The following is a 21197-nucleotide window of genomic DNA, read 5'->3' on the forward strand; positions in this document are numbered from 1 at the left end:
AGCAATAACCTGTTCCTCGAAATATCCAGCGCAATCCGGCATGCCGTCACTTGACAGCCACGTCGCGTAGATACACCGTGAGCACATGACAACAACGGCAAAAGTTTTCAAGGCGGGCAATTCGCAGGCCGTGCGTCTGCCGAAGGGCTTCCGCTTCAAAAGCAAGACTGTGCAACTGGTGAAAAACGGATCGACGGTCACGCTTATCGACCCCGCCGATCAGGCGCGCCGCCGCCGTGCGATCGAAAAACTCTATAAAACCCCCCCGGTTCTTCCACCGCTCGAACGTCCCTGATGCCGCTCTACCTGCCCGACACAAACGTGCTCTCGCGCTTTTTGCGCGGACGCGACCTTGCACTAAAGGCCAAAGCTCTAGCGCACATTCAGGATTGTAAACTGTCCGCCATTCCGCTCATGGAGTTGCAATACGGCGTGAATCGCCGCCCCGACATTCCTGCTTTTGCGAAACGATTGGAAACATTACGCGAGGTTTTTGACGATGTTGCGCCATTTGACGAGGAAGCCGCGTTTCACGCGGCTCGTGTGCGCGCTTATTTGGAGGCGCTCAAACCCAACGCGCAACCCATCGGACCTTACGACCTGATGCTCGCTGGTCACGCGCTTGCGCTCGGTGCAACCGTGGTTACGCATAATGTCGGCGAGTTTGGTCGCGTGCCCGGTCTCGCAATAGAAGACTGGCAGGGCGAAGACTGAACGGGCGCAAGCTATGCCCGTGTAATGACGGTCGGCAGGGTTGCCGTGAATGTTGTTCCTTTTCCGATTTCGCTTTCGACGGTGATGTCGCCGCCGTGGGCTTTCATGATGGCTTTGCAGATGGCGAGGCCCAGGCCGAGGCCGCCGGTGGCGCGAGCGCGCGAGGCGTCGGCGCGGTGGAATCGCTCAAAGAGGCGCGGAAGTTGCTCCGGCGCGATTCCATCGCCGGTGTCGGAAATGGAGACGCGCGCGTTGTCGTCGTGATGCGTCCGCAGGGTGATGATTCCGCCGGCGGGTGTGTGTTGAATGGCGTTGGTGAGCAGGTTGGTGATCACTTGCGCCAGCCGCGTGGAATCGCCGAGGCAGGGCGCGGGCGCGAGTTGTATTTCGAGGCGCTGGTTTTTTACATCGGCGAGCGGATGGAGTTGCTTTGCGCAATCACCGGCGAGTTCAGCGAGGTCGCAAGGTTCGCGCGCAAGTGTCTCGGCCCCGGCGTCAAAGCGTGTGAAGTCGAGCAATGCGTCGATGAGCGTTTTCATCCGCCGCGCGGCACTCACGCAGTCGGCGAGCGCCTCGCGATATTCGGCGGGGGTTTGCTCGTGCAAAAGCGCGCCTTGCGCATGCGTGAGAATGAGCGAGACCGGCGTGCGAAGTTCGTGCGAGGCGTCGGCGGTGAATTGCTTTTGTCGCGCGAACGCGTCCTCGAGGCGGGCGAAGGTTTCGTTGAGCACGCTGGCGACTTCGCTGAGTTCGTCCTCGGGTTTGGGGACGGGGATGCGGCGCGAGAGGTCGCCGGTGGCGATTTGTTTTGCGGTGCGGCTGACTTGCGCGAGCGGGCGCGTCACGCGCGAGGCGATCCACCAGGCGAGCGCGAGGCCGAGCAACAGCACGCCCGCGCCGATGGCGGCAAGCGAGAGGGCGTCGGCGCGCATCGCGGCGCGTTCGCCTTGAATGTTGCGCCCGACTAAAAAGCAGCGGCCAGTGGGCGTGAAATGGACGAGCTCGCGAAACTCGCCGCGCATTCGCAGCAGTTTTCCATGCGTCGTTTGCGCGGGGCGCGGTATTTCATGCGCGTCGCCGGAGCGCCCTTGCACGCGGCCATTGCCGAGCCACACACGGTAGTGGAACGGCTCGCCGCCTTCGTTGGCGAGAAGTTCGAGCGCGCGGGGCGTCAGGCGCGGTTCGCTGACTTCGCGCAGGCGTTGCCCGGTGTCGAGCCGGTAGCCGCCGATCAGCAGGTTCAGCCTTTGTTCAAGTTCGCGGTCAACCGCGGCGATTCGCGCCGCGCTGTCGCGCTGCCATGCCACGTAGCCAAAGCCGGCGAGCACGAGGAGGAGCAGCAGGCCGATGTAGCCCAGCAAACGCACACGGATGGAATGACGGTGTTTCATGGTTCGATGCCGATGCCGTAGCCGTGCCCGCGTTTTGTGACGATGAAATCCTGCCCGAGTTTTCGGCGCAGGTTGGACACGCGCACGTCGAGCAGGTTGGAAAGCGTCTCCTCGTTTTCGTCGAAAAGGTGCTCGTAGAGCGTGGTGCGCGTGACGAGTTTGCCGCGGTGCAGCGCGAGGTATTCCAGCAGCGCGTATTCGTTTGGTTGCAGCGTCACGGCCTCGCCGCGCCGCCACGCGCAGCGTTGCGCGGTGTCGATGACGATTTCGCCAAAGTCGAGCCGGCTGCTCGCAGTCTCGGCCCCGCGGCGGATGAGCGCGCGCACGCGCGCGAGCAGTTCCGGCAGGTCGAAGGGTTTGGCCACGTAGTCGTCCGCGCCGTTGTCGAGGCCGCGCACGCGGTCCGCGCTGGCGTCGCGCGCGGTGAGCATGAGCACGGGCGTCTTTTTTGTTTTTCGCAATCGCGCCAGCAATTCCCATCCGTCGAACACGGGCAGCATCGCGTCGAGCAGGATCAGGTCGTAGTCGTTTTCTTGCGCCTTGTATAATCCCTCTTGGCCGTCCGCCGCCGTGTCCACGGCGTAGCCCTCGGCGCGCATGATTTTTGCGAGCCTGCGCAGCATGTCGGCTTCGTCTTCGATGATGAGGAGTCGCATGTCGGAAAACGGTTAAAGGGCAGGCGCACGCTGTTTGATTTTTCGCATCCGATCAAGAAAAGGCCGTCGGAAATCGGAGCGGCGGCAATTTTTTCCGAGCGCTCATCTTCCGCAAAGGTTGGCGGCAGTAGGATGCGGGCGAAATCCACCACACGCCATGAAAACACACACCACTCACATCATCACCCGCGTTATTCGCGGTGCCAGTCTTGCCGGAGTTTTTGCCGTTTGCGGCATGTTGCATTCGGCTCCGGCTTCCGGGAGGAGCGTCCCGGTCGCGCTCACGCCGAACCAGCCCGAGCCGCCGTCCGGCTTCAACGCTCCACGCGGTGGCGTCGCGCGCGGAAAAGTCGCGACCGTTGAGTTCAAGTCGAAATCCACCGGGGAAAAATTCCGCGCGACCGTTTACACGCCGCCGGGCTATTCCCCCTCGAAAAAATACTCCGCGCTCTACCTGCTTCACGGGGCGAGCGGCGACGAGAACACCTGGACGCACGAGATCCAGGCCTACGCGATCCTCGATAATCTTTTCGCCGACAAAAAGCTCGAGCCGATGATTGTCGTCATGCCGTCGAGCCTCTCGAACGCGGCGCGCAAACAGGCGGGCGAAAGCCGCGACGCGAAGCAGAAGGCGAGCATGGTGTTTGGCGGCGTGTTGTTGCGCGACTTGATTCCGTTCATCGAATCCAAGTATCCCGTGATCGCCGACCGCGAGCATCGCGCGCTGGCGGGCCTCTCGATGGGCGCGGGGCTGGCATTCAACACCGGCCTGACTAACCCGGATGCGTTTGCCTGGATCGGCGCGTTTTCCGGAGGCAGCACGCGGCGGCTTGCGAAAAACCCGCGACTCGACGTGGCCTCGCCGGGCCGCCAGTTGCGCTTGCTGTGGCTCTCGGTTGGCAACAAGGACACGCTAATGGCCGGCAGCGTGGCGGCGGTGGACACGTTTTTGACGGAGCGAAAAATCCCTCACGTCTTTCGCATCAACGCAGGCGGGCACGAGCCGAAGGTTTGGATGAACGACCTCTACCATTTTGCGCCGCTGCTTTTCAAAAATGAAACCACCACAAGCGCCAACGCCCGCCAACCCTGACAACCACCATGCGCGCCATGAACGTCACCCAATCCAAAATGAAACCGCCACGCTCGCGCCTGGCGACCGCGCCGGTGTTGCTGGCATTGTCGCTTGCGGCGGGCGGGCTTGCGCTCGCGCAGGATTTTGCGCCGCACATCGGCTACGTTTATCCGGCGGGCGGAGGGCAGGGGACGGTCGTTGAGGTGACTGTCGGCGGACAATATCTCGTCGCGCCCAACGCCGCCATTGTGTCCGGCGACGGCGTGCGCGCGGTCGTGATTCCCGCGGAGCCGCTGCTCTCCGGAAAGCAGGCCGCCGAGGCGCGCGGCAAGTTGAAGGAATTGCGCAAACAAAGAAGCCCCGCGACGCGCGAGGAGATTCGGAAGCTCAACCGGAAACTTGCGTTGCATGAAAAATCGAAAATCACTCCGGCAATCGGCGAACAAGTTGCCGTCAAGATTACCATCGCACCGGATGCGAGGCCGGGAAACCGCGAGCTGCGGCTCGTCACCGCGACGGGCTTGACCAACGCGCTGGTTTTTCAAGTCGGCGCGCTTTCCGAATGCCGCGAGCCGGACTCGGGTCAGGATGAAAATTGGGTGCGGATACAAAAGACGGTGAACGATCCCGACAGTCGCGTGAAGGCGGGTCGCAACGATGCGCCGCCGATGCCCGTCACGTTGCCTACGACCATCAACGGGCGGATTTTGCCGGGCGAGGCGGATCGGTTTTGCCTCAAGGCGCGGCGCGGACAAACGCTCGTCGTCGATGTCAGCGCGCGCGAACTTTTGCCGTATCTCGCCGACACGGTTCCGGGCTGGATGCAGTCGGCGGTTTCGATGTTTGATTCGTCGGGAAAGGAATTGCGCGCCGCCGGCGATGTGCAGATTCACGCCGACCCGGTTCTTCGTTATGAGATTCCCGCGGACGGAGAGTATGTGCTCGAAATTCGGGACAACCTTTACCGCGGGCGCGGCGATTTTGTGTATCGCATCCGCGTTGGCGAACCGGCGCTGCTCGCGAAACCCGCGCCAACTGACAACGCGCTCGCCGCGCAAACGCCGGAGAAGGAACCGAACAACACGCCCGACGAAGCGCAGCCTGTTGCGCCGCCGGTTGTCATCAAGGGGCGCATCGACGAACCGGGCGACATCGACGTTTTTCGTTTCGAGGGCAAGGCGGGCGCGCGCGTTGTGGCCGAGGTTTACGCGCGCCGGCTCGATTCGCTGCTCGACTCGCTGCTCATCATTTCCGACTCAGCCGGAAATCGAATCGGCTTCAACGACGACCATGAGGACAAGGGCTCCGGCCTGAACACGCATCATGCCGATTCCTATCTTGCGGTCACGCTTCCGGCGGACGGCGTTTATTATGCGCACATCGGCGACACGCAACAAAACGGCGGCGACGAATACGGCTACCTTCTGCGAATCAGTCCGCCGCAGCCGGATTTCGCGCTGCGCGTCGTTCCGTCCACGCTCAACATGCGCGCCAACGCGACGCAGCCCGTGACCGTTTACGCGCTTCGCCGCGACGGTTTTGATGGTGAAATCACGCTGACATTAAAAGACGCGAGCACCGGGTTTTCGCTGGGCGGCGGAGTCATTCCCGCGAATCAGGACAAAGTGCAATGCACGCTGACGGCGCCGGCGTCGCGCGGGAACACGCTGTTCAAACTCGCACTGGAGGGTCGCGCGAAAATCGACGGGCGCGAGATTGTGCGCGCCGCCGTTCCCGCGCAGGAAATGACACAGGCGTTTTTTTACCAGCACCTCGTGCCGGGCGCGGACTGGTTTGTGTTTGTCGGTGAAAAACACGCACCCGCCGCCCCGGCGAAATTTCTCGGACGCGGGCCGCTGAAAATTCCCGCGCGCGGCGGCGTGGTGAAGGCGCGATTCCGCGTGCCGCGCTACCTGCCGTTCGACACGGGCCAGGTGCGCCTGCTCAATCCGCCGGAGGGGATTGCGCTCAAGAATTTCTCCCTGGGAAACGGCGGCATTGTCCTCGAGATCGAGGCGGACGCCGAAAAAATAAAACCCGGCGCGGGCAACTTGATCGCGGAGTTTGTTGCGAAGGACACAACGCCGCCCGGCGCGCCGAGGAAGAACCCCCGGCGGGTGCCGCTGGGGTGTTTGCCGGCGATTGCGTTTGAGGTTGTCGGGGGCGAAGTTTCGACGGGGGCGACGGGATCGACGGGTGCCGACAGGTAGCGAGTGTTTTTGAAATTTCCCTCGAAACCCGTCGAAACTGGTCGTCACCCGTCGCTACCTGTCGCCCTCTCGCTGGACCTCCCGCGTGCCCTTGCATTCGGGATACCCCGTGCAACCCCAGAATTCCCCGCCGGCGTTTTTACCCGATTTTGCGACGCGTTTTTTCATCGGCTTCCCGCACTCCGGGCAGGCGGGCGCGTTTTCTTTTATGGCGCGCGCCTTCACGCGCTCCTCCGTGAGCTGCTCCCGAAAACCGCCGGTCTCGGTGAATTTCTCCCCCTGCGCCTCGGTCTGCCGGATGAGCATGTTTATCGTTCGCGACAGGATTATCAGCATGGCGTTGGCCACGACGCAGGAGTCGTCGGAATCCAGCCAGCGGGCGAATTTCTTTTGCTCCTCCAAAATGCGGACGCAGGAATCGTGCACATAATCGTTTCCGTATTTGGCGGGCGAAAGCCGCACATTGTAGATCGCCTGCGACTCCGGGGAGTCTTTGCGCCAGGGCGCCTGCCCTCGAAAAAGCAACCAGTCCTCATAATCGCTGTGCAACTCGCCGAGCGACGCGCGGGCGACATCCGTGAGCTTCATCTCGGTTTCCTTTGACGTCGCGGAGCGCGCCGAGCCTTCGACGATGTTCGCCTTTCCCGAGCGGGCCGCCTGGGTCATCTGGTCGTAATGCCGTCCGGTGGGGTCGATGTTCCGCGTGAGAAATTTTTTGCAAAATCGCAAATTGGCCAGTTGGGCGATGGTCGCGAGCGTCCACGAATCAAGGCGGCGATAACCGCCGGAGGGGGTGAGTTGCATGGCTGAATCCTTTGGTTGAAACCGGATTCAACGGCAACTTGTCCCGACGGGCGAACTCTTTTCAAAACGAATTTTTGCGCGCTCATCTTCCGCAAAGGTTGCCGCCGCTATGATGCGCGCAATCACATGAATACTCACAACAGCCTTCTCCTTGCGGCGACGCTCCTGGCGGCGGTGATGTCGGGCGCCGATGCAATTTCCAACGAAACACCCGTGCCGTCCTCTCCCGACAAAATCGACGCGCTTGTTTTCGAAAACTTGAAAGCGCGGGAAATCCAGCCGGCGGAGTTGTGCTCCGACGAGGTGTTTGTGCGCCGTGTTTTTCTCGATGTCATCGGCACGCTGCCGAGCGCCGCGGAGGCGCGGCAATTTTTGTCCGACAAAAACCCGGACAAGCGCGGCATTCTCATCGACCGGCTCCTGCAACGCGACGAGTTCGCTGACTACTGGGCGATGAAGTGGGGCAATTTGCTGCGCGTGAAATCGGAGTTCCCCATCAACCTCTGGCCCAACGCCGCGCAATCCTATCACCGCTGGATTCGCGCGAGCATCAGGGACAACGTGCCGTGCGACCGCTTTGCCCGCGAGCTGCTCACCGCCAGCGGCAGCAACATGCGCAAGCCGCCGGTCAACTTTTACCGCGCCATGCGCGAGCGCACTCCCGACGGCATCGCCCGCACGGTGGCGCTCACGTTCATGGGCGCGCGCATCGAGAGCTGGCCCGCTGAAAAACAGGCGGACATGGCGGTCTTCTTTTCGCGCGTGGGCTACAAGGCCACCGCGGAATGGAAGGAGGAAATTGTGTTCTTCGATTTCGCAAAAGCGACCGGCCCGGCGTCCGCGCGCTTCCCGGACGGCACGCCCGTGACGCTTTCCCCGATGCAAGACCCGCGCGCGGTTTTTGCCGCGTGGCTGGTCGATCCCAAAAATCCGTGGTTCGTGCGCAGCCTCGCCAACCGCGCTTGGTATTGGCTGCTCGGTCGCGGAATCGTCCACGAGCCCGACGACATCCGCGACGACAACCCGCCGCGCAACCCCGAATTGCTCGATTATTTGGAACGCGAACTGGTGGCGCGCGGATACGACCTGAAACACCTTTTCCGGCTCATCCTGAACTCGCGAACCTACCAGCTTTCGTCGAAACCGGCGGACGAAAACGCGCGCGGCGAAACGGACTTCGCATCTTATCCCGTGCGCCGGCTGGAAGCCGAGGTGCTGATCGACGCCATCAATCAAATCACGGGCGCGCGCGAAAAATACATCAGCCACATTCCCGAGCCGTTCACCTACATGCCCGAGGAGCAGCGCGCGATCGCGCTGGCGGACGCGAGCATCAGCAGTCCTTTTCTCGAACTGTTCGGGCGCTCGCCGCGCGACACCGGCCTGGAGTCAGAGCAACGCAATCCCACGCCGACCGCCGCCCAGCAATTGCACCTGCTGAACTCAAATCACATTCGCGGCAAGCTGGAGCAAAGCGCCGCGCTTCGCACCATGGCCAACCGCGCAAAAACAACCGCCGCCTTGGTCGATGAACTTTACCTGACGATTCTGTCGCGTCCGCCGACGGACGCCGAGCGCGCGATCATACACGCGCACCAACAAACCGCCGCCGACAAACAAGCCCTCTGCCTCGACGTGGCCTGGGCGCTCATCAACAGCGCGGAGTTTCAATTCCGCCATTAACCAAAGAGAGGACAAACCCATGAAAAAACTCATCACACGCCGGGAAATGCTCAAACACAGCTTTTGGGGCGCGGCGGGACTCTACCTCGCCGGCAACGCGACGATTCGCGCGCTCGCCGAGCCGCAACTGCCCGGAGCCGGCGGCAAGGCAAAGGCGATGATTCAAATCTGGATGGACGGCGGCCCGTCGCACATCGACACCTTCGACCCCAAACCGGAATGCGGCGCCGATTTTTGCGGTCCGCTCCGCAAGGCAATCGAGACCAATGTGAGCGGCATACGAATCGGCGAAATGCTGCCGCTGCTCGCGAAGCAGGCGGACAAATATTCCATCATCCGCAGCATGACGCACGGCAGCGACGCCCACGAAACCGCGACCTACATGACGCAAACCGGACGCACGCCCGGCGGCCAGCTCGTCTATCCGTGCGCGGGCGCCGTTGTCTCGCTGCTCAAAGGTTACGCCGGCGGCTACCAGGGCCAGCTTCCGCCCTACATCACCCTGACCGAGCCGCTGGGACGTTTCGACGAGGCGGGATTTTTGGGGACGCGTCACAGGCCCTTCGCAACCGGCGGCGACCCGGCGCAGGAGCGGTTCATCGTCGAGGGAATCGTCGCGGAAGGCCTCACCGACGAACAACAGCGCAAGCGGCGCGAACTGCTCCACAAACTCGACGCGATGAAAGGCGCGCATCCGGGCAATCCGGGACTGGAGGCGTTCGCGCGCTCGCAGGACCAAGCCTACGACATGATCATCGGCGACGGCGCAAAAGCCTTCGACCTCTCCGGCGAAAACGACGCGCTGCGCGACCGCTACGGACGCGCCACGGTGGTGCAAAGCTCCGGCTCCGCCGCGCCCGCATCCGCGCCGCGCCGGACGACCTTCGGGCAGTCATGCCTCGTCGCTCGCCGGCTGGTTGAGCGCGGCGTTCCCTGCGTCATCATAAAATATCCCGGCTGGGACACGCACAAAGACCACTTCCCTGAAATGAAGCGAATGCTGCCCGAGTTCGACCAAGGCGTGGCGACCCTGCTCCAGGATTTGTCGGAGCGCGGGCTGTTGGAAAGCACCATCGTCTGGATCGGCGGCGAGTTTGGACGCACGCCGCGCGTCATGTGGGAGGCTCCTTGGAACGGAGGTCGCGGACATTGGGGCAGGGTGTTCAGCACCGTGATCGCCGGCGGCGGTTTCAAGGGCGGCCAGATCGTCGGTGCGTCGGACGCGAAGGCCGAGGAGGTGAAGGAGCGCCCCGTCTATCCGTGCGATGTTATCGGAAGCGTTTACCACCAGCTCGGAATCGACCCCGCCGCCCGCCTGCCAAACCCGCAAGGTCTCGACGTGCGCGCCATGCCCACGGCGGCCGAGGGCGTCCCCTCGGGCGGACTGCTGAAAGAAATCATGTAGGAAAAACTAAACAATCACACTCGCCACAACATCACGGCACGCCGCGCGCACACCTTCCTCTGTAAATTCGGAGCGTTGTTACCACGGCGAATAGGAAGCGTCTCAAGCTCGGTAACCGCACTTTCACCGCCCCGGCATATTACACAAATGATTTCCTCACTCCCCTGCATTCCGACGCCTTGCGCAGACTTGACGATAAGCGTCACCCATGACGAAAGACGCGCCCCCGCGCCGCGCATATCGTATTCACGCGCGCTGCTCCCGCCCGCGGTTTTAATCGAGGAACTGGCCCTGTCGCCGGCGGAGGCCGGATTCGTCGCTGGGGCGCGCGCCCGGATAGGCGATATTTTGAAACAGCGCGACGACCGCCTGCTTGTCATTGCCGGCCCGTGCTCGATTCACGACACGGAGGCCGCGCTCGAATACGCCCGGCGGCTGGCGGCGCTCGGGAAAAAACACGAGGAGGATTTGTTTGTCGTCATGCGCGCTTATTTCGAAAAGCCGCGCACCGTCGCCGGATGGAAGGGCCTGATCAACGACCCGTATATCGACAATAGTTTTAGGATTAACGACGGCCTGCGCATCGCGAGGCAACTGCTCCGCGACTTGGTTAAAACGGGCATGCCGGCGGCGACCGAATTTCTTGACACGATCATCCTGAAATACATCGCGGACATGGTTTGCTACGGCGCCATTGGCGCGCGCACCTCGCAAAGCCAGGTTCACCGCGAGCTGGCGTCGGGCCTGCCGATGCCGGTCGGCTTCAAAAACGACACCACCGGCAGCGTGCAAATAGCCATCGACGCGCTCGGCGCGGCCAGGCGCCCGCACTGGTTTCCGTCCGTGACGGACGACGGCGTGGCGGCGATTTTCAACACGACCGGCAACCCCGACGCGCATCTCATCCTGCGCGGCGGCGCGCGCACCGGCGTCAATTACAAAGCCGGGCACATCGCCGACGCGACCGCGATGCTTGCGAAGGCGGGACAGCCCGGCGTTGTTGTCGTGGATTGCTCGCATGGAAACAGCGAGAAGGACCATCGCCGGCAGCCTGCGGTCGCCGCGGATTTGGCGCGGCAAGTCGCCGCCGGCACGCGGGCGATTGCCGGCGTGATGCTCGAAAGCCACCTGCGCGAAGGCAGGCAGGACAAGCCGGACAAATACGGCGTGAGCATCACCGACGCCTGCATTTCGTTCGAGCAAACCGAGCCGATCCTGGAGCAACTCGCCGGAGCCGTCCGCAGTCGGCGCAAGGCCGTTGCCGGGATGAAATAATTTGTATTCGTTTTTCTAATACGAATTCGGATCGCCGAAAAACGCTTTTTTAAGGGGGCGTGATTTGTGGTTTAGCCAACAATAATGTCCGTCTGCGTGCGCACCCATGCCTCCAGGCGTTCGCGCAATCTTCCCACGGCTTCCGCGTTTGCCGATTGCTCAGCGAGCGGTTTGTTGAGCAGTTCCGCCACCTGTGCGCGATCCGCGGCCGCGAGCGAGCGCACCCACTCCTGCTTCACCGGATATCCCTCGTCGCGCGCCAGGCAATACAACGCTTTCACATACGCCACATCCGGCCTCGGCGATTCCGCGAACGCGCCAAACGCCTGTCCCAATAGTGCATACACCCGCGCCCGTGTTTCCTCGGGGATTGTGTTTTGCGCCACGAGCCACGCAAACGCCGACGCGCGCTGCAGCGCCTCGTAGTCGCGGCCGATTCCCTCCGCGCTTCGCAGCACGCGCGCCTCGCGCACAAACCATGTTTGCCCCTGGTTCGAGCTTTCGAGCACCAGCGACACCTCGTTGAAAAGATCCAGCGCCATCGCCACCTCGCCCTTCCGCTTCGATTTCGAAACACGCTGCAACACCAGCAGCATTCCCTGCGCCCCGGAAAACACCGAGAGCACCTGAAACGCATCCGTGGTCGAGGGGCGCCTCAACAGCACGAACGCATCAGTCGTAAGAGTAAGCCTCGCCATGACGAACCGCCTTTCTTTTCAGCCCGGCTCGGGCGCGCCATTGTTGATGTAACATGCCGCCCATTCCACATTATTCATTTTTCATTAGCTCCGAAGCCTCCGGCTTCGGGGCGTCGGGGGGCCACGGCGGGGTCACGGCTCCCACTGACACGATCATCTTCATTCCCTCGCCCACAGTCATGTCGAGTTCGATGATGTCTTCCTTCGGCAGCATGATTAGAAAGCCGGTCGTCGGGTTTGGCGTCGTCGGCACAAACACGGCCGAAACCTTCTCGGCGGTTTTTTCCTGCACCTCGCCCACCATCTCGTTTGTGAGGAAGCCAACCGAATACATGCCCTGCCTCGGAAACTGCACCAGCACCACCTTGCTGAACACGTTTTTGTTTTTGGTGCTGAACGTGTCGATAATCTGCTTCACCGCTCCATAGACCGCGCTCACTCCGGGGATGCTCCGGATCAGCCGGTCGATGAATTTCAAAAACCACCGGCTCATGACATACCTCGACACAAGCCCCAGCAGCGTGATCAGCGCAATCAGCACAAGCGTGGAGAAAACATCCCAGATGATGCTGTCCGGCTTGATCCATTCCGGCAGGTATCCCTGGAACAGCGGGCGCAGAATGCCGCCCGACCTTTTGAAAACCCACGAAAACACAAATGCCGTGATTCCTATCGGCGCCAGCAGCACCAATCCCGCGACAAAACCGTTTCTCAATTTCATGAGCAATGGATGCCTTGCCTGTGGTGAGTCCTGAGCTGGTAGATTGACGGGTGCCATTTGAGAAAGGCGTCAACGAAACACAAACTCCCCGCCCTCGGCAACACCAAGCTTCCGTGCTTGCGGAATTGGCGAGGGCACCGCGTTAGCTTAGTTCTTCCGCGCAGAGCGCGCGATGCGATTGCGCAGCGTCGTCGCGCGGAGCTTTATTGTCGCGCTTAAGCCGGGTTCTTCGAGCAGTTGCCCGGCGATCTCGCGCGCCTGTTCGTTGTCGTCACCCCGCCAGCACGCCACCGCTATCGCGAGCTGTGTTTGGTGATACTCGGCCTCGTTCATGTCGGCCAGCGCCGCTTTCGCGCGCTCCAGAGCGGAATCGTTCATCGTTTCGCACTGCGACTCGACCGTCGCGAGCAATGCGTGCGCCTCCATGCAATCCGGCTCCAGCTCGAGCACCGCCGCCGCGTTCTGCCGCAGCTTTGCCGCATCCTCATCCGGCAGGCGGTTGACGAGCGACCAGCGAATGCCGTTTACCCTCTCGCGCAAAAGCCACAGGCGCGCCAGCGGATTGCGCGAGCCGAGCGCCACGGCTTTTTCGACATGGGCGTTTTTTTTGTCGCGCGGCGAAATCTCCGCATACAGTTCCCATACGCGCGGGTAATCCCCGTATTTTTTCACCAACCGCTCAAAACGCTTCGTGGATCGCTCGCTGTGATCGTGGGTCATCCGGATTTTCAAGGCGGCCAGTTCGCACTCGACCTCGCGCATTTCCGCCTTGCGGCAGGTGACGCCGTCGTGCGTGGACGCCGCGGGCAGCCTCGGCGAATAATGCCTGTTGTGGTCGCTTATCACATAAGCGCGCAGCACTCGCTCCAGCTCCGCGTAACCGAGCCCGAACGCCTCGCGAAAATCCGCCTCGGACGGTTTCCGTTTCTTTTTATACAGCTCAATGTATTTCCGGAGGTTTTCGGCCGGCTGCGACCGGCCCCGCGGCCCGAGCATTATGTAGTGCGTGACCAGCCACGCCTGAGCGTAAAACAACCTCATCCTCGCGGGATCGGTGTAGTGGGGCGACTGCATGGTGACGTTAAAAAACTCGTCCATTGGGATGAGTTGTTTAACGAGCAGCAGCCGCATGTGCTTGTTGCTGCGCATGCCGAGCACCGGCTCGCCGCCGCGCGTGCCGAACGTCTCGAACACCTCCGCCACACCCTCGTTGAGCCAGAGAGGAAGCCGCAGCCCCGAGGCCGCGACCAGCGAGTGCGCGCACTCGTGAAAAACCGTTGTCATGCCCCGGCCCGACGATCCCCGGGGCATCGCGATGCGCGGCCCGAGCTGGCTCCTCATAAAAACGCCGCCCCGGTGCGCATGCGTGCCGTCGGCCATCTTGTTGTATGGCTTGAATTGCGCGTTGGAGTTGAACACAAAAATCAACGGGCGCGGGTAATACATCTTGCGCTCGTCGAACCAGGTGAAAAACGCCATGCGAAACCGCTCCATTTCGGCGAGCACGCGGCGCGAGTCGTTCTCGTCCGTGCAACTGAGCATGTCGAAATGCTTGCTTGAAAGCCGCAACCATTGTTCCGCCGCGCCCGCCCTCGTCGCGCCGAGGATGCACGCCACGGCCAGAAGCAATGCGCGGAAATAATAGAGGGGGGACCTGTTTTTTTTGAAGCTCACGGGGTTTGCGGTTTTCGGAAAACACCATGCCGTTTTTGCCCCCGCCAAATCAACCGCAAAACAGCTTGCACAACAAGGGCCGGCACCTATTTGTCACCCCTTGGCGCAACGCCTGTTATTACCCGCTCCCAAAAAACTATGATAAAACAGCATTTCGTTTTTCTTGCGCTAAGCATTCTCATGCTCGGCTCCGCCACGTCCCGGGCGGCCGATTTGGCGGCGAGGATTTTTTACACCTTCATGGACGACAGCACGGAATGGCGCACCGTTCCGCTCCGCCAGGAGGGCAGCGTTCACTATCTCAACATCCCAAAAAATGATATTCCTAAAAATGTGAAATACGCCGAAATCCACCACCCCTTCGCCACGGCGACGGCGGGAGACGGCGGGTTTTACGTTTTCAGCGATGGCATGTATGGTGAGTTCAAGGCCCGGATAGACGGCCATTATCGAAACTCGCGCATCTCGATGCCGATGTTCGGCGTCAAAACCCCGAAGGCGGCCATGACGGTGATCGCCACCGGCATGCGTTACTATCTCTTCCAGATGGCGAGGGTTGCGGATAACAAATACACCGTCTTTCCCCGGCTGGAACTCCACGGCGACGACGCTTGCGACGACCTGAAGATCGAGTTTCACCAGCTCGGCAGGGACGCCACCTACGCCGACATGGCCAGGACTTACCGGCAATTCCAGCTTCAACGAAAACTCATCCGCCCGCTTCGCGACCGGGTCAAGGAAAACCCCGGGTTAAAATACGCCGCCGAGGCGATGGAAGTGAGGGTTCGAATGGGATGGAAACCGATGCCGACCAGTGTCGAGGAACAGAACGCCGAAAACGAGCCGCCGATGAAAGTCGCCGTTTCCTTCGACCGCTTCCAGCAAATCGTCGCCGAGTTCAAAAAGCAGGGCGTCGACAAGGCGGAGTTCTGCCTTGTCGGCTGGAACATCGGCGGCCACGACGGCCGGTTTCCCCAACTGTTTCCCGTTGACGAACGGCTCGGCGGCGAGGCGAAACTCCGGGCCGCGATTAAGAAAACGCAACAAGAGGGTTATCAAATCGTCTGCCACACTTGCAATTACGACATCTACAGCGTCTCCCGGATCGCCGGGCTTTGGGACGATGGCCGCGACGTGATACGCCTCAAGGACGGCTCGATGGCCCGGCAGAAGCCACCGCTCAGCGGCGGCGTGGCGTATCTGGCCTGCCCGCAGCGCATGTATGAGCGCTTTGCCAGGGACGACCACCGAAAAATCCGCGATCTCGGATTCCGCGGCGCGCATTACATCGACGTTTTTTCGATCATCACCCCGATGGCCTGCTATTCGCCGGAGCATCCCCTGACCAAGGAAGGCTACGCCGAATGGGCCCGGAAAATCATGGGCGACGCCCAGTCGGTTTTCGGCGGCGTGGCCTCGGAGGGCGGCTTCGACCACTGTTTGCCGCACCTGGATTACGCCCTGTATGTTTCCATTCATTACGATCCGGACAAACCGCTGCCCAGCCTCGTGGATCGCCATGTGCCGTTCTGGCAACTCGTCTACAGCGGTTACATTTTGAGCACGCCGTTTTCCCGCGCCACGAATTACACGATTAAAAAACCGTTCACACAATTGAAGATGATCGAGTTCGCCGGACGCCCGCTGTATTATTTTTACTCGAATTACCGCGAGGGCAACCGAGCTTGGATGGGCGTGGAGGATTTGCGCTGCGACACCGACGAGGAGCTGGCTGAATCGGTCAGGGCCGTGAAACGCGGTTTCGACGAATTTGAACGCCTCAAGCATCTCCAGTATGAGACGATGGAAGGGCACGACCAGATTGCCGAGAACGTGTTCAAGACGAGTTTTTCCGACGGCACGGCCATCGTGACGAACTATCGCGCCACGGACTTCGATTACAACGGCAGGAAAGTGAAGTCGATGAGCTACATCGTTGTCGGAAAATAAGCGCCGCTCCCGCGCCCGCCGCCCGCGCCCGGGCAGGAATTGAGTTGGCTTGCATCCTCCGCATTGTTTCGCACGTTTTACCGAACCCATGAAAAAATCCTCGAAGAAAACCACCATCGGCATCATTGGCGCGGGCGGCATGTCCCGCTACCACGCGGAAGGCTTCCGCTCCGCGGGCGCTGAAATAGCCGCCATCGCCGACACCAATCCCGCCGCCGCCGCAAAAACCGCCGCGCGCGAGAACGTAGCCCGCTCTTTCGGCAGTGTTGAGGAAATGCTCCGCGACTGCCCCGAAATCAACGCGGTCTCAATCATCGTTCCCAACAAATTTCACGCGCCGCTCGCGCTTCAGGCGCTCAAGGCCGGCAAGCACGTTTTCTGCGAAAAACCGCCCGCGCTCAACGCCCGCGAAGCCCGCGCCATGGCCACCGCCGCCGCAAAGGCCAGGCGCACGCTCATGTTTGATTTTAACAACCGCGCCCGTCCCGAATCGCGCGCCATGAAAGCCTACATCGACCAGGGGGTGGCGGGGCGCGTCAACTCCGCGCAGGCCAAATGGGTTCGCCGCACCGGCATTCCCGGCTTCGGCGGCTGGTTCACCAGCAAGGCGCTCTCCGGCGGCGGTCCCGTGATCGACCTCCTCCACATGCTCGACCTCGCGCTCCACTTCATGGGCTACCCCGAACCCGAATGGGCGCTCGGGCAAACCTTCGCCGACTTCATCACCGACAAACAGTTCAAGGGACCGTGGGGCATTCCCGACGCGAAAAATGGCGTCACCGACGTTGAAAACGCCTGTCATGGCTTCATCCGTTTCAAGACCGGCCAGGTGCTCACCATGCAGTCATCCTGGGCCGAGCTCGTCAAACGCGAGGAGGTTTCCGTCGCCTTTCAGGGCACCAAGGCCGGCGGACTCGTCCGCCGTCTCTTCGGGCAGGATGGCATCGATTCCACCGCGACCGACACTTGCGAACTCTACTCGCAGGAAAACGGCCATTCCGTGAACCGCGAAATTATCGTTCCCCCCGATGAGACGATGGGGCGCGTCAGCGCCGCCGCGAATTTTGTCGCCGCGATTGAAGGCCGCGAAAAACCGCTCAACACCGCCACCGAGGCCGTGACGCTCATGCGCATCATCGACGCCCTCTACACCAGCGCCAAAACCGGCAGGCCGGCGAAGTGCTGAGCACGCGAATCGTCGCAAAACACGTTAAAAAAAGCACAGACATTTCTGTCTGTGCTTTTTTTGCGCTCCCGGCGCGTCAGTTGCCGATATCCCGCCCTTCGGCGAGCTTGCCGTCCTTGAAGATGATTGTCTGCGTGACAAACCGGCTCGGCCAGTAAACCCATGTGTTCAGGTCGAGCGATGGCGTGCGATGCGCGGGCGGCCAGCCGCGGGCCATGATGACTTCCTCCTTGGTCATCCCCAAAATCATTCGCCCGCTTTGTATGGCCGCCGCCGTTTCCTTCTCGTGGCCCTTCAGTGAAATTTCCTTTTCCGAAAGCATCCGCCGCGCGACCTCATACATGCTCTTGTCGGTGTATTTGGTCCGGTTGCGAATCCAGACGAGTTGCGAGCTTGAGATCACGCGAATCGACATTGTTTCGCCGAGCATTTTCTCGACGCGCACCTTTGTGTTGATCGGCAGCAATGTGCCACGGGCATAATTCGTCGCGTCATATTTCCACATCTCGCACCAGATGGCGTGGCGTAGATAATACGCTTTCCCTTCCTCTGGGATCGGCGCCTTCTCGATTTCCTTGACGTAATCGGCGATGTCTCCGGCGCGAAGCGTTCCGCAAAACGCGAGCAGGAATGCAAGGGGGGCGGCGGCCACAAAACGGGTTATTGTTTTCATACATTGGTATTAGACTCAAATTGCCTAAAAAGTTTTCATTCCAGTTCGAAAGTTTTTGGGTTTTCAGTTTTTTTACAAAAAAGACGCGCGGGAAAAATCCCTTTTTGTTTCAATGGCGGGCTGTTTTCCCTCTGGAAAACAAAGAACCCCGCGGCTTTTCGCGGGGTTCCTCATGCGGGCGTTTGGGTGCGCGCCAGTTGGTTAATTGATGCCGCGTCCCGCGTCCAATTTGCCGTCCTTGAACACGACCGCCTGCGTGACAAAGCGGCTGCTCCAATAGGTCCATGTGTCGCGCGTAAGCGAGCCGGTTTTGTGCGCCGGAGGCCAGCCGCGCGCCATGATTGCCTCCTCCTTGGTCATGCCGATGCGCAATTCCCCGTTGCGAATGCTGTCGGCGAATTCCTTGCTGATCGAAACCTCGGTCGGCGAGAGCATGTTGCGGGCGATTATTTTCATGTTTTTCCGGGTGAACTTTTCCGCGTTGTCGATTTTCACGGTGGCTCCGGTCGTGCTTATCCGAATGGTCATTCTCCTGCCGGACAATTCGAGAAGCGTCACCTTGGTGTTTGCTGGCACGAGGTCGCCGCGCGTGTAGTTGGTGGTGTTGTGCGCGTCGTTTTCATGCCAGATGCAATAGCGCAGGTAATACTCCTTGCCCGGCTCGGGCGCCGGGGATTTTTCGAGTTCCTTGAGGTAATCGGAAACATCCCTCGCATTGAGCGCGCCCGATGAGAGCAAAGCCGCCATTGTTAATGTTGCGAACCATTTTAGCGTTTTCATGTTTTTTGGATTTTGAGGTTTTTGAACGGAAAAGTTTTTGTTCTAAGACTAGAAAAAATGAAAACGGAAACGCATTCAAGCCCGCGTTGCACCCAGGGCGCGCGCGGGCCGCGGGGTCTCTCCCCGCCAGGCCTCAATCAGGTTTTTCCGCTCAGTGTATCCCGCGTCCCTTGACGAGCTTTTCGCCCTCAAACTCCAGCGTGTGCACGACGAGCTTACTGCTCCAATACATCCATTTGTCCAGGGCGAGCGATTCGGTTTTGTGCGCCGGGGGCCAGCCGCGCGTCATGATGACTTCCTCCTTTGTCATGCCGATGCGCAGTTCGCCGCTGCGGATGCTTTTCGCAAATTCCCCGCCGATGGAAACCTCTGTCGGTGACAGCATGAGGCGGGCGATCGTCGACATGTGTTTCCTCGAAAAATTGATCACGTTGGTCACCTTCACAACCTTGCCTGTTTCGTTCACCCGAATGGACATGACGCTGCTGGACAAGTAAAGAAGCGTCACCTTCGTGTTCACGGGCAGTATTTCACCGCGCGCGTAATTGGTCGTCCTGTGCTTGCCCCGCTCGACCCAAATGCAGTGCCTCAAATAATACTCCTTGTCCATCCCCGGATACGGGCACTCGTCGAGTTCCTTGATATAATCCGAAATGTCCCGCGCATCGAGTGTGCCCGCGGCGAAGAGCGCGGCCGCCAGCATTATTATCATGAACTGTCTCACGGTTTTCATATTCGGAGAATTTGTTTTTTAGTCGGGGAAGGGGAGTTGGGTCATCCGTTTTTGTGGCGCAACCCGCTGCGTTGGGCAAGCGGATGTCTTCGTCTGGATCAGATCACCGGCGGATTGGGGCGCTGGAGCGCGGCGATGCGCGACATGATGATGTCGCTGGCGTGCTGGTAGCGCTCCTTGCCTTTTGAGGGATCGTCGTAGTCGGCGGGGCCGAGCGGTTTGCCATAGACGACCGGCACGGGCGTGCAGGGGTGGAGTTTTCCGTCGGTGCCGAAGGCTTTGTGCGAATCAAAAATGCGCGCGGGCACGATCGGCACGCCCGTGCGACAGGCAAACATGCCGACGCCGGGCTTGGCGGTTTGCAGGCTACCGTCGGGCGAGCGCGTGCCCTCGGGAAACATGATCACGACCTTCTTGTCCTTCATCGTTTGCAGCACGGCCTTGATCGCCTTCACGTCGGAGCCGCCGTCGCGGTCAACGGGAATCGTGCCGACAGCGTTGAGCCACCAGCTCGCGAAGCCGGGTTTCCAAAGTGTCTTGCGCGCGAAGAAGCGCACTTGGTGCGGCAGAAACGCGCCGACGAGCGGCGGGTCGAGAAAACTGGCGTGGTTGCACGCGATCATATACGGCCCGCGCTTGGGCAGGTTGTCCTGGCCGTAAACATCGCCGCGAAACGCGATGTCCATCAACACGGCGTCGAGGTAGAGGAAAAACCCATACCAGCGATCCATTTCGATTTGGCGAAAGGCGTAGCTCATGCGCGCGCGTTTGCGAGGGTAGGGCGAAGCCTCCGGCTGAGCCGTGAGCGACTTGGGTTTGCGGATGATTGCGGCTCAGCCTGAAGCTTCGCCCTACCTTGCTGGCTGATGCGGTTCATGTGAGTTTTTCAGCGACGATGCCGGAGATTTTCCCGACGACTTGGGGCAGGTCGAGGTTTGTGCTGTCGATCATGATCGCGCCCTTGGCGCTTTCACGAAGGCGAATGTTGTCCAGGACATCGCGCTCGGCGACTTTGTCCATCAGGCCTTCCTTCCGGCGGCGCTCGGCGCGTTTGACCGGGTCGGCGTCGAGGAAAAAGCGGAGGTCCGCGTCGGGAAAAATAACCGAGCCGATGTCGCGGCCTTCCATCACGAGGCCGCGAAGGTCGTGCGCGCGGGCGACATCGGCCTGGCCGCGCTGGTAGGCGAGAAGCGCGGCGCGGACTTCGGGAATGGCGGCGAACCGGGCGACGGTGGTGTTGACCTCGGGCGTGCGGATTTCGGCGGTGTCTATGGGGCGTCCGCCGATTTTCATGTGCGCGGTGCGTCCGTTGACTTGTGTGTCGAGGCTGATTTCCGGAAGCGCGGTGCGGATGGCGGGAAGATCGTCGGGGGTGAGGTTTCGGCGAAGGAGCTCGGCGGCGATGGCGCGGTAGAACGAGCCGGTGTCAACATGCAGAAGATTGAAGCGCTCGCTGAGCGCGCGGGCGGTGGACGATTTGCCGGAGGCTGCGCCGCCGTCGATGGCAATGATGAAGGGAGACATGTGAAGGACTGAAAGGCTGAAGAACTGAAGGGCTGTTCCGAACGA

At 60.9% G+C, this 21197-nt stretch carries 20 protein-coding genes; 9 read left to right on the top strand and 11 right to left on the bottom strand.

Annotated elements, in window-relative coordinates:
• Nucleotides 1-85: 85 nt before the first annotated feature.
• Together M2103_RS08115 and M2103_RS08120 are read left to right on the top strand one after the other, a co-directional pair.
• The gene (locus M2103_RS08115; RefSeq protein ID WP_277509860.1) at nucleotides 86-295 is read left to right on the top strand and encodes an AbrB/MazE/SpoVT family DNA-binding domain-containing protein; all 210 of its coding nucleotides are present in this window, start codon (nucleotides 86-88) and stop codon (nucleotides 293-295) included.
• Nucleotides 295-714, top strand: a complete 420-nt coding sequence (locus M2103_RS08120) for a type II toxin-antitoxin system VapC family toxin (RefSeq protein WP_277509861.1) — start codon at nucleotides 295-297, stop codon at nucleotides 712-714. Before M2103_RS08115 ends, M2103_RS08120 begins: the two co-directional genes overlap by 1 nt.
• Before the next feature lie 11 nt (nucleotides 715-725).
• On the opposite strand, the gene M2103_RS08125 is transcribed toward M2103_RS08120, so the two are convergent.
• Nucleotides 726-2105 (bottom strand): ATP-binding protein, encoded by a 1380-nt coding sequence (locus tag M2103_RS08125; RefSeq protein ID WP_277509862.1) that lies wholly within the window; start codon nucleotides 2103-2105, stop codon nucleotides 726-728.
• Nucleotides 2102-2761 carry a response regulator transcription factor gene (locus M2103_RS08130; protein ID WP_277509863.1) on the bottom strand — a complete coding sequence of 220 codons (660 nt, stop codon included), beginning with the start codon at nucleotides 2759-2761 and terminating at the stop codon, nucleotides 2102-2104. Before M2103_RS08130 ends, M2103_RS08125 begins: the two co-directional genes overlap by 4 nt.
• A gap of 157 nt (nucleotides 2762-2918) precedes the next feature.
• On the opposite strand from M2103_RS08130, the gene M2103_RS08135 reads away from it, so the two are divergent.
• A complete protein-coding gene (locus M2103_RS08135; RefSeq protein WP_277509865.1) occupies nucleotides 2919-3854 on the top strand; it encodes an alpha/beta hydrolase-fold protein in 936 nt (311 codons plus the stop codon).
• Nucleotides 3855-3892: 38 nt separating this feature from the next.
• A complete protein-coding gene (locus M2103_RS08140) occupies nucleotides 3893-6046 on the top strand; it encodes a hypothetical protein (protein WP_277509866.1) in 2154 nt (717 codons plus the stop codon).
• A gap of 54 nt (nucleotides 6047-6100) precedes the next feature.
• On the opposite strand, the gene M2103_RS08145 is transcribed toward M2103_RS08140, so the two are convergent.
• Nucleotides 6101-6850 (bottom strand): four helix bundle suffix domain-containing protein, encoded by a 750-nt coding sequence (locus tag M2103_RS08145; protein ID WP_277509867.1) that lies wholly within the window; start codon nucleotides 6848-6850, stop codon nucleotides 6101-6103.
• A 126-nt stretch (nucleotides 6851-6976) separates the two neighbouring features.
• Between M2103_RS08145 and M2103_RS08150 the strand changes: the two genes are divergently transcribed.
• The 3 genes from M2103_RS08150 to M2103_RS08160 all read left to right on the top strand — a co-directional run bounded on the left by M2103_RS08150 (nucleotide 6977) and on the right by M2103_RS08160 (nucleotide 11213).
• Nucleotides 6977-8533: a DUF1553 domain-containing protein gene (locus M2103_RS08150; RefSeq protein ID WP_277509868.1), complete on the top strand. Its 1557-nt coding sequence runs from the start codon at nucleotides 6977-6979 to the stop codon at nucleotides 8531-8533.
• A gap of 19 nt (nucleotides 8534-8552) precedes the next feature.
• Nucleotides 8553-9938, top strand: coding sequence for a DUF1501 domain-containing protein (locus M2103_RS08155; RefSeq protein WP_277509869.1), 1386 nt, complete (start codon nucleotides 8553-8555; stop codon nucleotides 9936-9938).
• Nucleotides 9939-10085: 147 nt separating this feature from the next.
• The gene (locus tag M2103_RS08160; protein ID WP_277509870.1) at nucleotides 10086-11213 is read left to right on the top strand and encodes a 3-deoxy-7-phosphoheptulonate synthase; all 1128 of its coding nucleotides are present in this window, start codon (nucleotides 10086-10088) and stop codon (nucleotides 11211-11213) included.
• A gap of 71 nt (nucleotides 11214-11284) precedes the next feature.
• Here M2103_RS08160 and M2103_RS08165 read toward each other — a convergent pair whose 3' ends face one another.
• The 3 genes from M2103_RS08165 to M2103_RS08175 all read right to left on the bottom strand — a co-directional run bounded on the left by M2103_RS08165 (nucleotide 11285) and on the right by M2103_RS08175 (nucleotide 14306).
• Nucleotides 11285-11911: a hypothetical protein gene (locus tag M2103_RS08165; protein ID WP_277509871.1), complete on the bottom strand. Its 627-nt coding sequence runs from the start codon at nucleotides 11909-11911 to the stop codon at nucleotides 11285-11287.
• A 70-nt stretch (nucleotides 11912-11981) separates the two neighbouring features.
• Nucleotides 11982-12689, bottom strand: coding sequence for a DUF502 domain-containing protein (locus M2103_RS08170; protein ID WP_277509872.1), 708 nt, complete (start codon nucleotides 12687-12689; stop codon nucleotides 11982-11984).
• A gap of 90 nt (nucleotides 12690-12779) precedes the next feature.
• On the bottom strand, nucleotides 12780-14306 hold the full coding sequence (locus tag M2103_RS08175; protein WP_277509873.1) for a DUF1570 domain-containing protein: 1527 nt from the start codon (nucleotides 14304-14306) through the stop codon (nucleotides 12780-12782).
• Between the two features lie 138 nt (nucleotides 14307-14444).
• Between M2103_RS08175 and M2103_RS08180 the strand changes: the two genes are divergently transcribed.
• Together M2103_RS08180 and M2103_RS08185 are read left to right on the top strand one after the other, a co-directional pair.
• Nucleotides 14445-16256: a DUF5696 domain-containing protein gene (locus M2103_RS08180; protein ID WP_277509874.1), complete on the top strand. Its 1812-nt coding sequence runs from the start codon at nucleotides 14445-14447 to the stop codon at nucleotides 16254-16256.
• Between the two features lie 88 nt (nucleotides 16257-16344).
• Nucleotides 16345-17442, top strand: a complete 1098-nt coding sequence (locus M2103_RS08185; RefSeq protein ID WP_277509875.1) for a Gfo/Idh/MocA family oxidoreductase — start codon at nucleotides 16345-16347, stop codon at nucleotides 17440-17442.
• A gap of 76 nt (nucleotides 17443-17518) precedes the next feature.
• Here the strand turns inward: M2103_RS08185 and M2103_RS08190 are convergent, their stop codons facing one another.
• From M2103_RS08190 to M2103_RS08210, 5 genes are all read right to left on the bottom strand, one after another.
• A complete protein-coding gene (locus tag M2103_RS08190) occupies nucleotides 17519-18115 on the bottom strand; it encodes a hypothetical protein (RefSeq protein ID WP_277509876.1) in 597 nt (198 codons plus the stop codon).
• A gap of 201 nt (nucleotides 18116-18316) precedes the next feature.
• A complete protein-coding gene (locus M2103_RS08195; protein ID WP_277509877.1) occupies nucleotides 18317-18895 on the bottom strand; it encodes a hypothetical protein in 579 nt (192 codons plus the stop codon).
• A 151-nt stretch (nucleotides 18896-19046) separates the two neighbouring features.
• A complete protein-coding gene (locus M2103_RS08200; protein ID WP_277509879.1) occupies nucleotides 19047-19628 on the bottom strand; it encodes a hypothetical protein in 582 nt (193 codons plus the stop codon).
• A 98-nt stretch (nucleotides 19629-19726) separates the two neighbouring features.
• Nucleotides 19727-20386, bottom strand: a complete 660-nt coding sequence (locus M2103_RS08205) for a lysophospholipid acyltransferase family protein (protein WP_277509880.1) — start codon at nucleotides 20384-20386, stop codon at nucleotides 19727-19729.
• 115 nt (nucleotides 20387-20501) lie between these two features.
• Nucleotides 20502-21152, bottom strand: a complete 651-nt coding sequence (locus M2103_RS08210; RefSeq protein WP_277509881.1) for a (d)CMP kinase — start codon at nucleotides 21150-21152, stop codon at nucleotides 20502-20504.
• Nucleotides 21153-21197 lie beyond the last annotated feature (45 nt).

Source organism: Ereboglobus sp. PH5-5, assembly GCF_029504805.1.
Taxonomy (GTDB): Bacteria; Verrucomicrobiota; Verrucomicrobiia; order Opitutales; family Opitutaceae; genus Ereboglobus.

Excerpts from the sequence above, each read along its gene's own strand:
- M2103_RS08115 (WP_277509860.1), top strand. The coding sequence starts at position 86 with ATGACAACAACGGCAAAAGTTTTCAAGGCGGGCAATTCGCAGGCCGTG.
- M2103_RS08120 (WP_277509861.1), top strand. The coding sequence starts at position 295 with ATGCCGCTCTACCTGCCCGACACAAACGTGCTCTCGCGCTTTTTGCGC.
- M2103_RS08125 (WP_277509862.1), bottom strand. The coding sequence starts at position 2,105 with ATGAAACACCGTCATTCCATCCGTGTGCGTTTGCTGGGCTACATCGGC.
- M2103_RS08130 (WP_277509863.1), bottom strand. The coding sequence starts at position 2,761 with ATGCGACTCCTCATCATCGAAGACGAAGCCGACATGCTGCGCAGGCTC.
- M2103_RS08135 (WP_277509865.1), top strand. The coding sequence starts at position 2,919 with ATGAAAACACACACCACTCACATCATCACCCGCGTTATTCGCGGTGCC.
- M2103_RS08140 (WP_277509866.1), top strand. The coding sequence starts at position 3,893 with ATGAAACCGCCACGCTCGCGCCTGGCGACCGCGCCGGTGTTGCTGGCA.
- M2103_RS08145 (WP_277509867.1), bottom strand. The coding sequence starts at position 6,850 with ATGCAACTCACCCCCTCCGGCGGTTATCGCCGCCTTGATTCGTGGACG.
- M2103_RS08150 (WP_277509868.1), top strand. The coding sequence starts at position 6,977 with ATGAATACTCACAACAGCCTTCTCCTTGCGGCGACGCTCCTGGCGGCG.
- M2103_RS08155 (WP_277509869.1), top strand. The coding sequence starts at position 8,553 with ATGAAAAAACTCATCACACGCCGGGAAATGCTCAAACACAGCTTTTGG.
- M2103_RS08160 (WP_277509870.1), top strand. The coding sequence starts at position 10,086 with ATGATTTCCTCACTCCCCTGCATTCCGACGCCTTGCGCAGACTTGACG.
- M2103_RS08165 (WP_277509871.1), bottom strand. The coding sequence starts at position 11,911 with ATGGCGAGGCTTACTCTTACGACTGATGCGTTCGTGCTGTTGAGGCGC.
- M2103_RS08170 (WP_277509872.1), bottom strand. The coding sequence starts at position 12,689 with ATGGCACCCGTCAATCTACCAGCTCAGGACTCACCACAGGCAAGGCAT.
- M2103_RS08180 (WP_277509874.1), top strand. The coding sequence starts at position 14,445 with ATGATAAAACAGCATTTCGTTTTTCTTGCGCTAAGCATTCTCATGCTC.
- M2103_RS08185 (WP_277509875.1), top strand. The coding sequence starts at position 16,345 with ATGAAAAAATCCTCGAAGAAAACCACCATCGGCATCATTGGCGCGGGC.
- M2103_RS08190 (WP_277509876.1), bottom strand. The coding sequence starts at position 18,115 with ATGAAAACAATAACCCGTTTTGTGGCCGCCGCCCCCCTTGCATTCCTG.
- M2103_RS08195 (WP_277509877.1), bottom strand. The coding sequence starts at position 18,895 with ATGAAAACGCTAAAATGGTTCGCAACATTAACAATGGCGGCTTTGCTC.
- M2103_RS08200 (WP_277509879.1), bottom strand. The coding sequence starts at position 19,628 with ATGAAAACCGTGAGACAGTTCATGATAATAATGCTGGCGGCCGCGCTC.
- M2103_RS08205 (WP_277509880.1), bottom strand. The coding sequence starts at position 20,386 with ATGAGCTACGCCTTTCGCCAAATCGAAATGGATCGCTGGTATGGGTTT.
- M2103_RS08210 (WP_277509881.1), bottom strand. The coding sequence starts at position 21,152 with ATGTCTCCCTTCATCATTGCCATCGACGGCGGCGCAGCCTCCGGCAAA.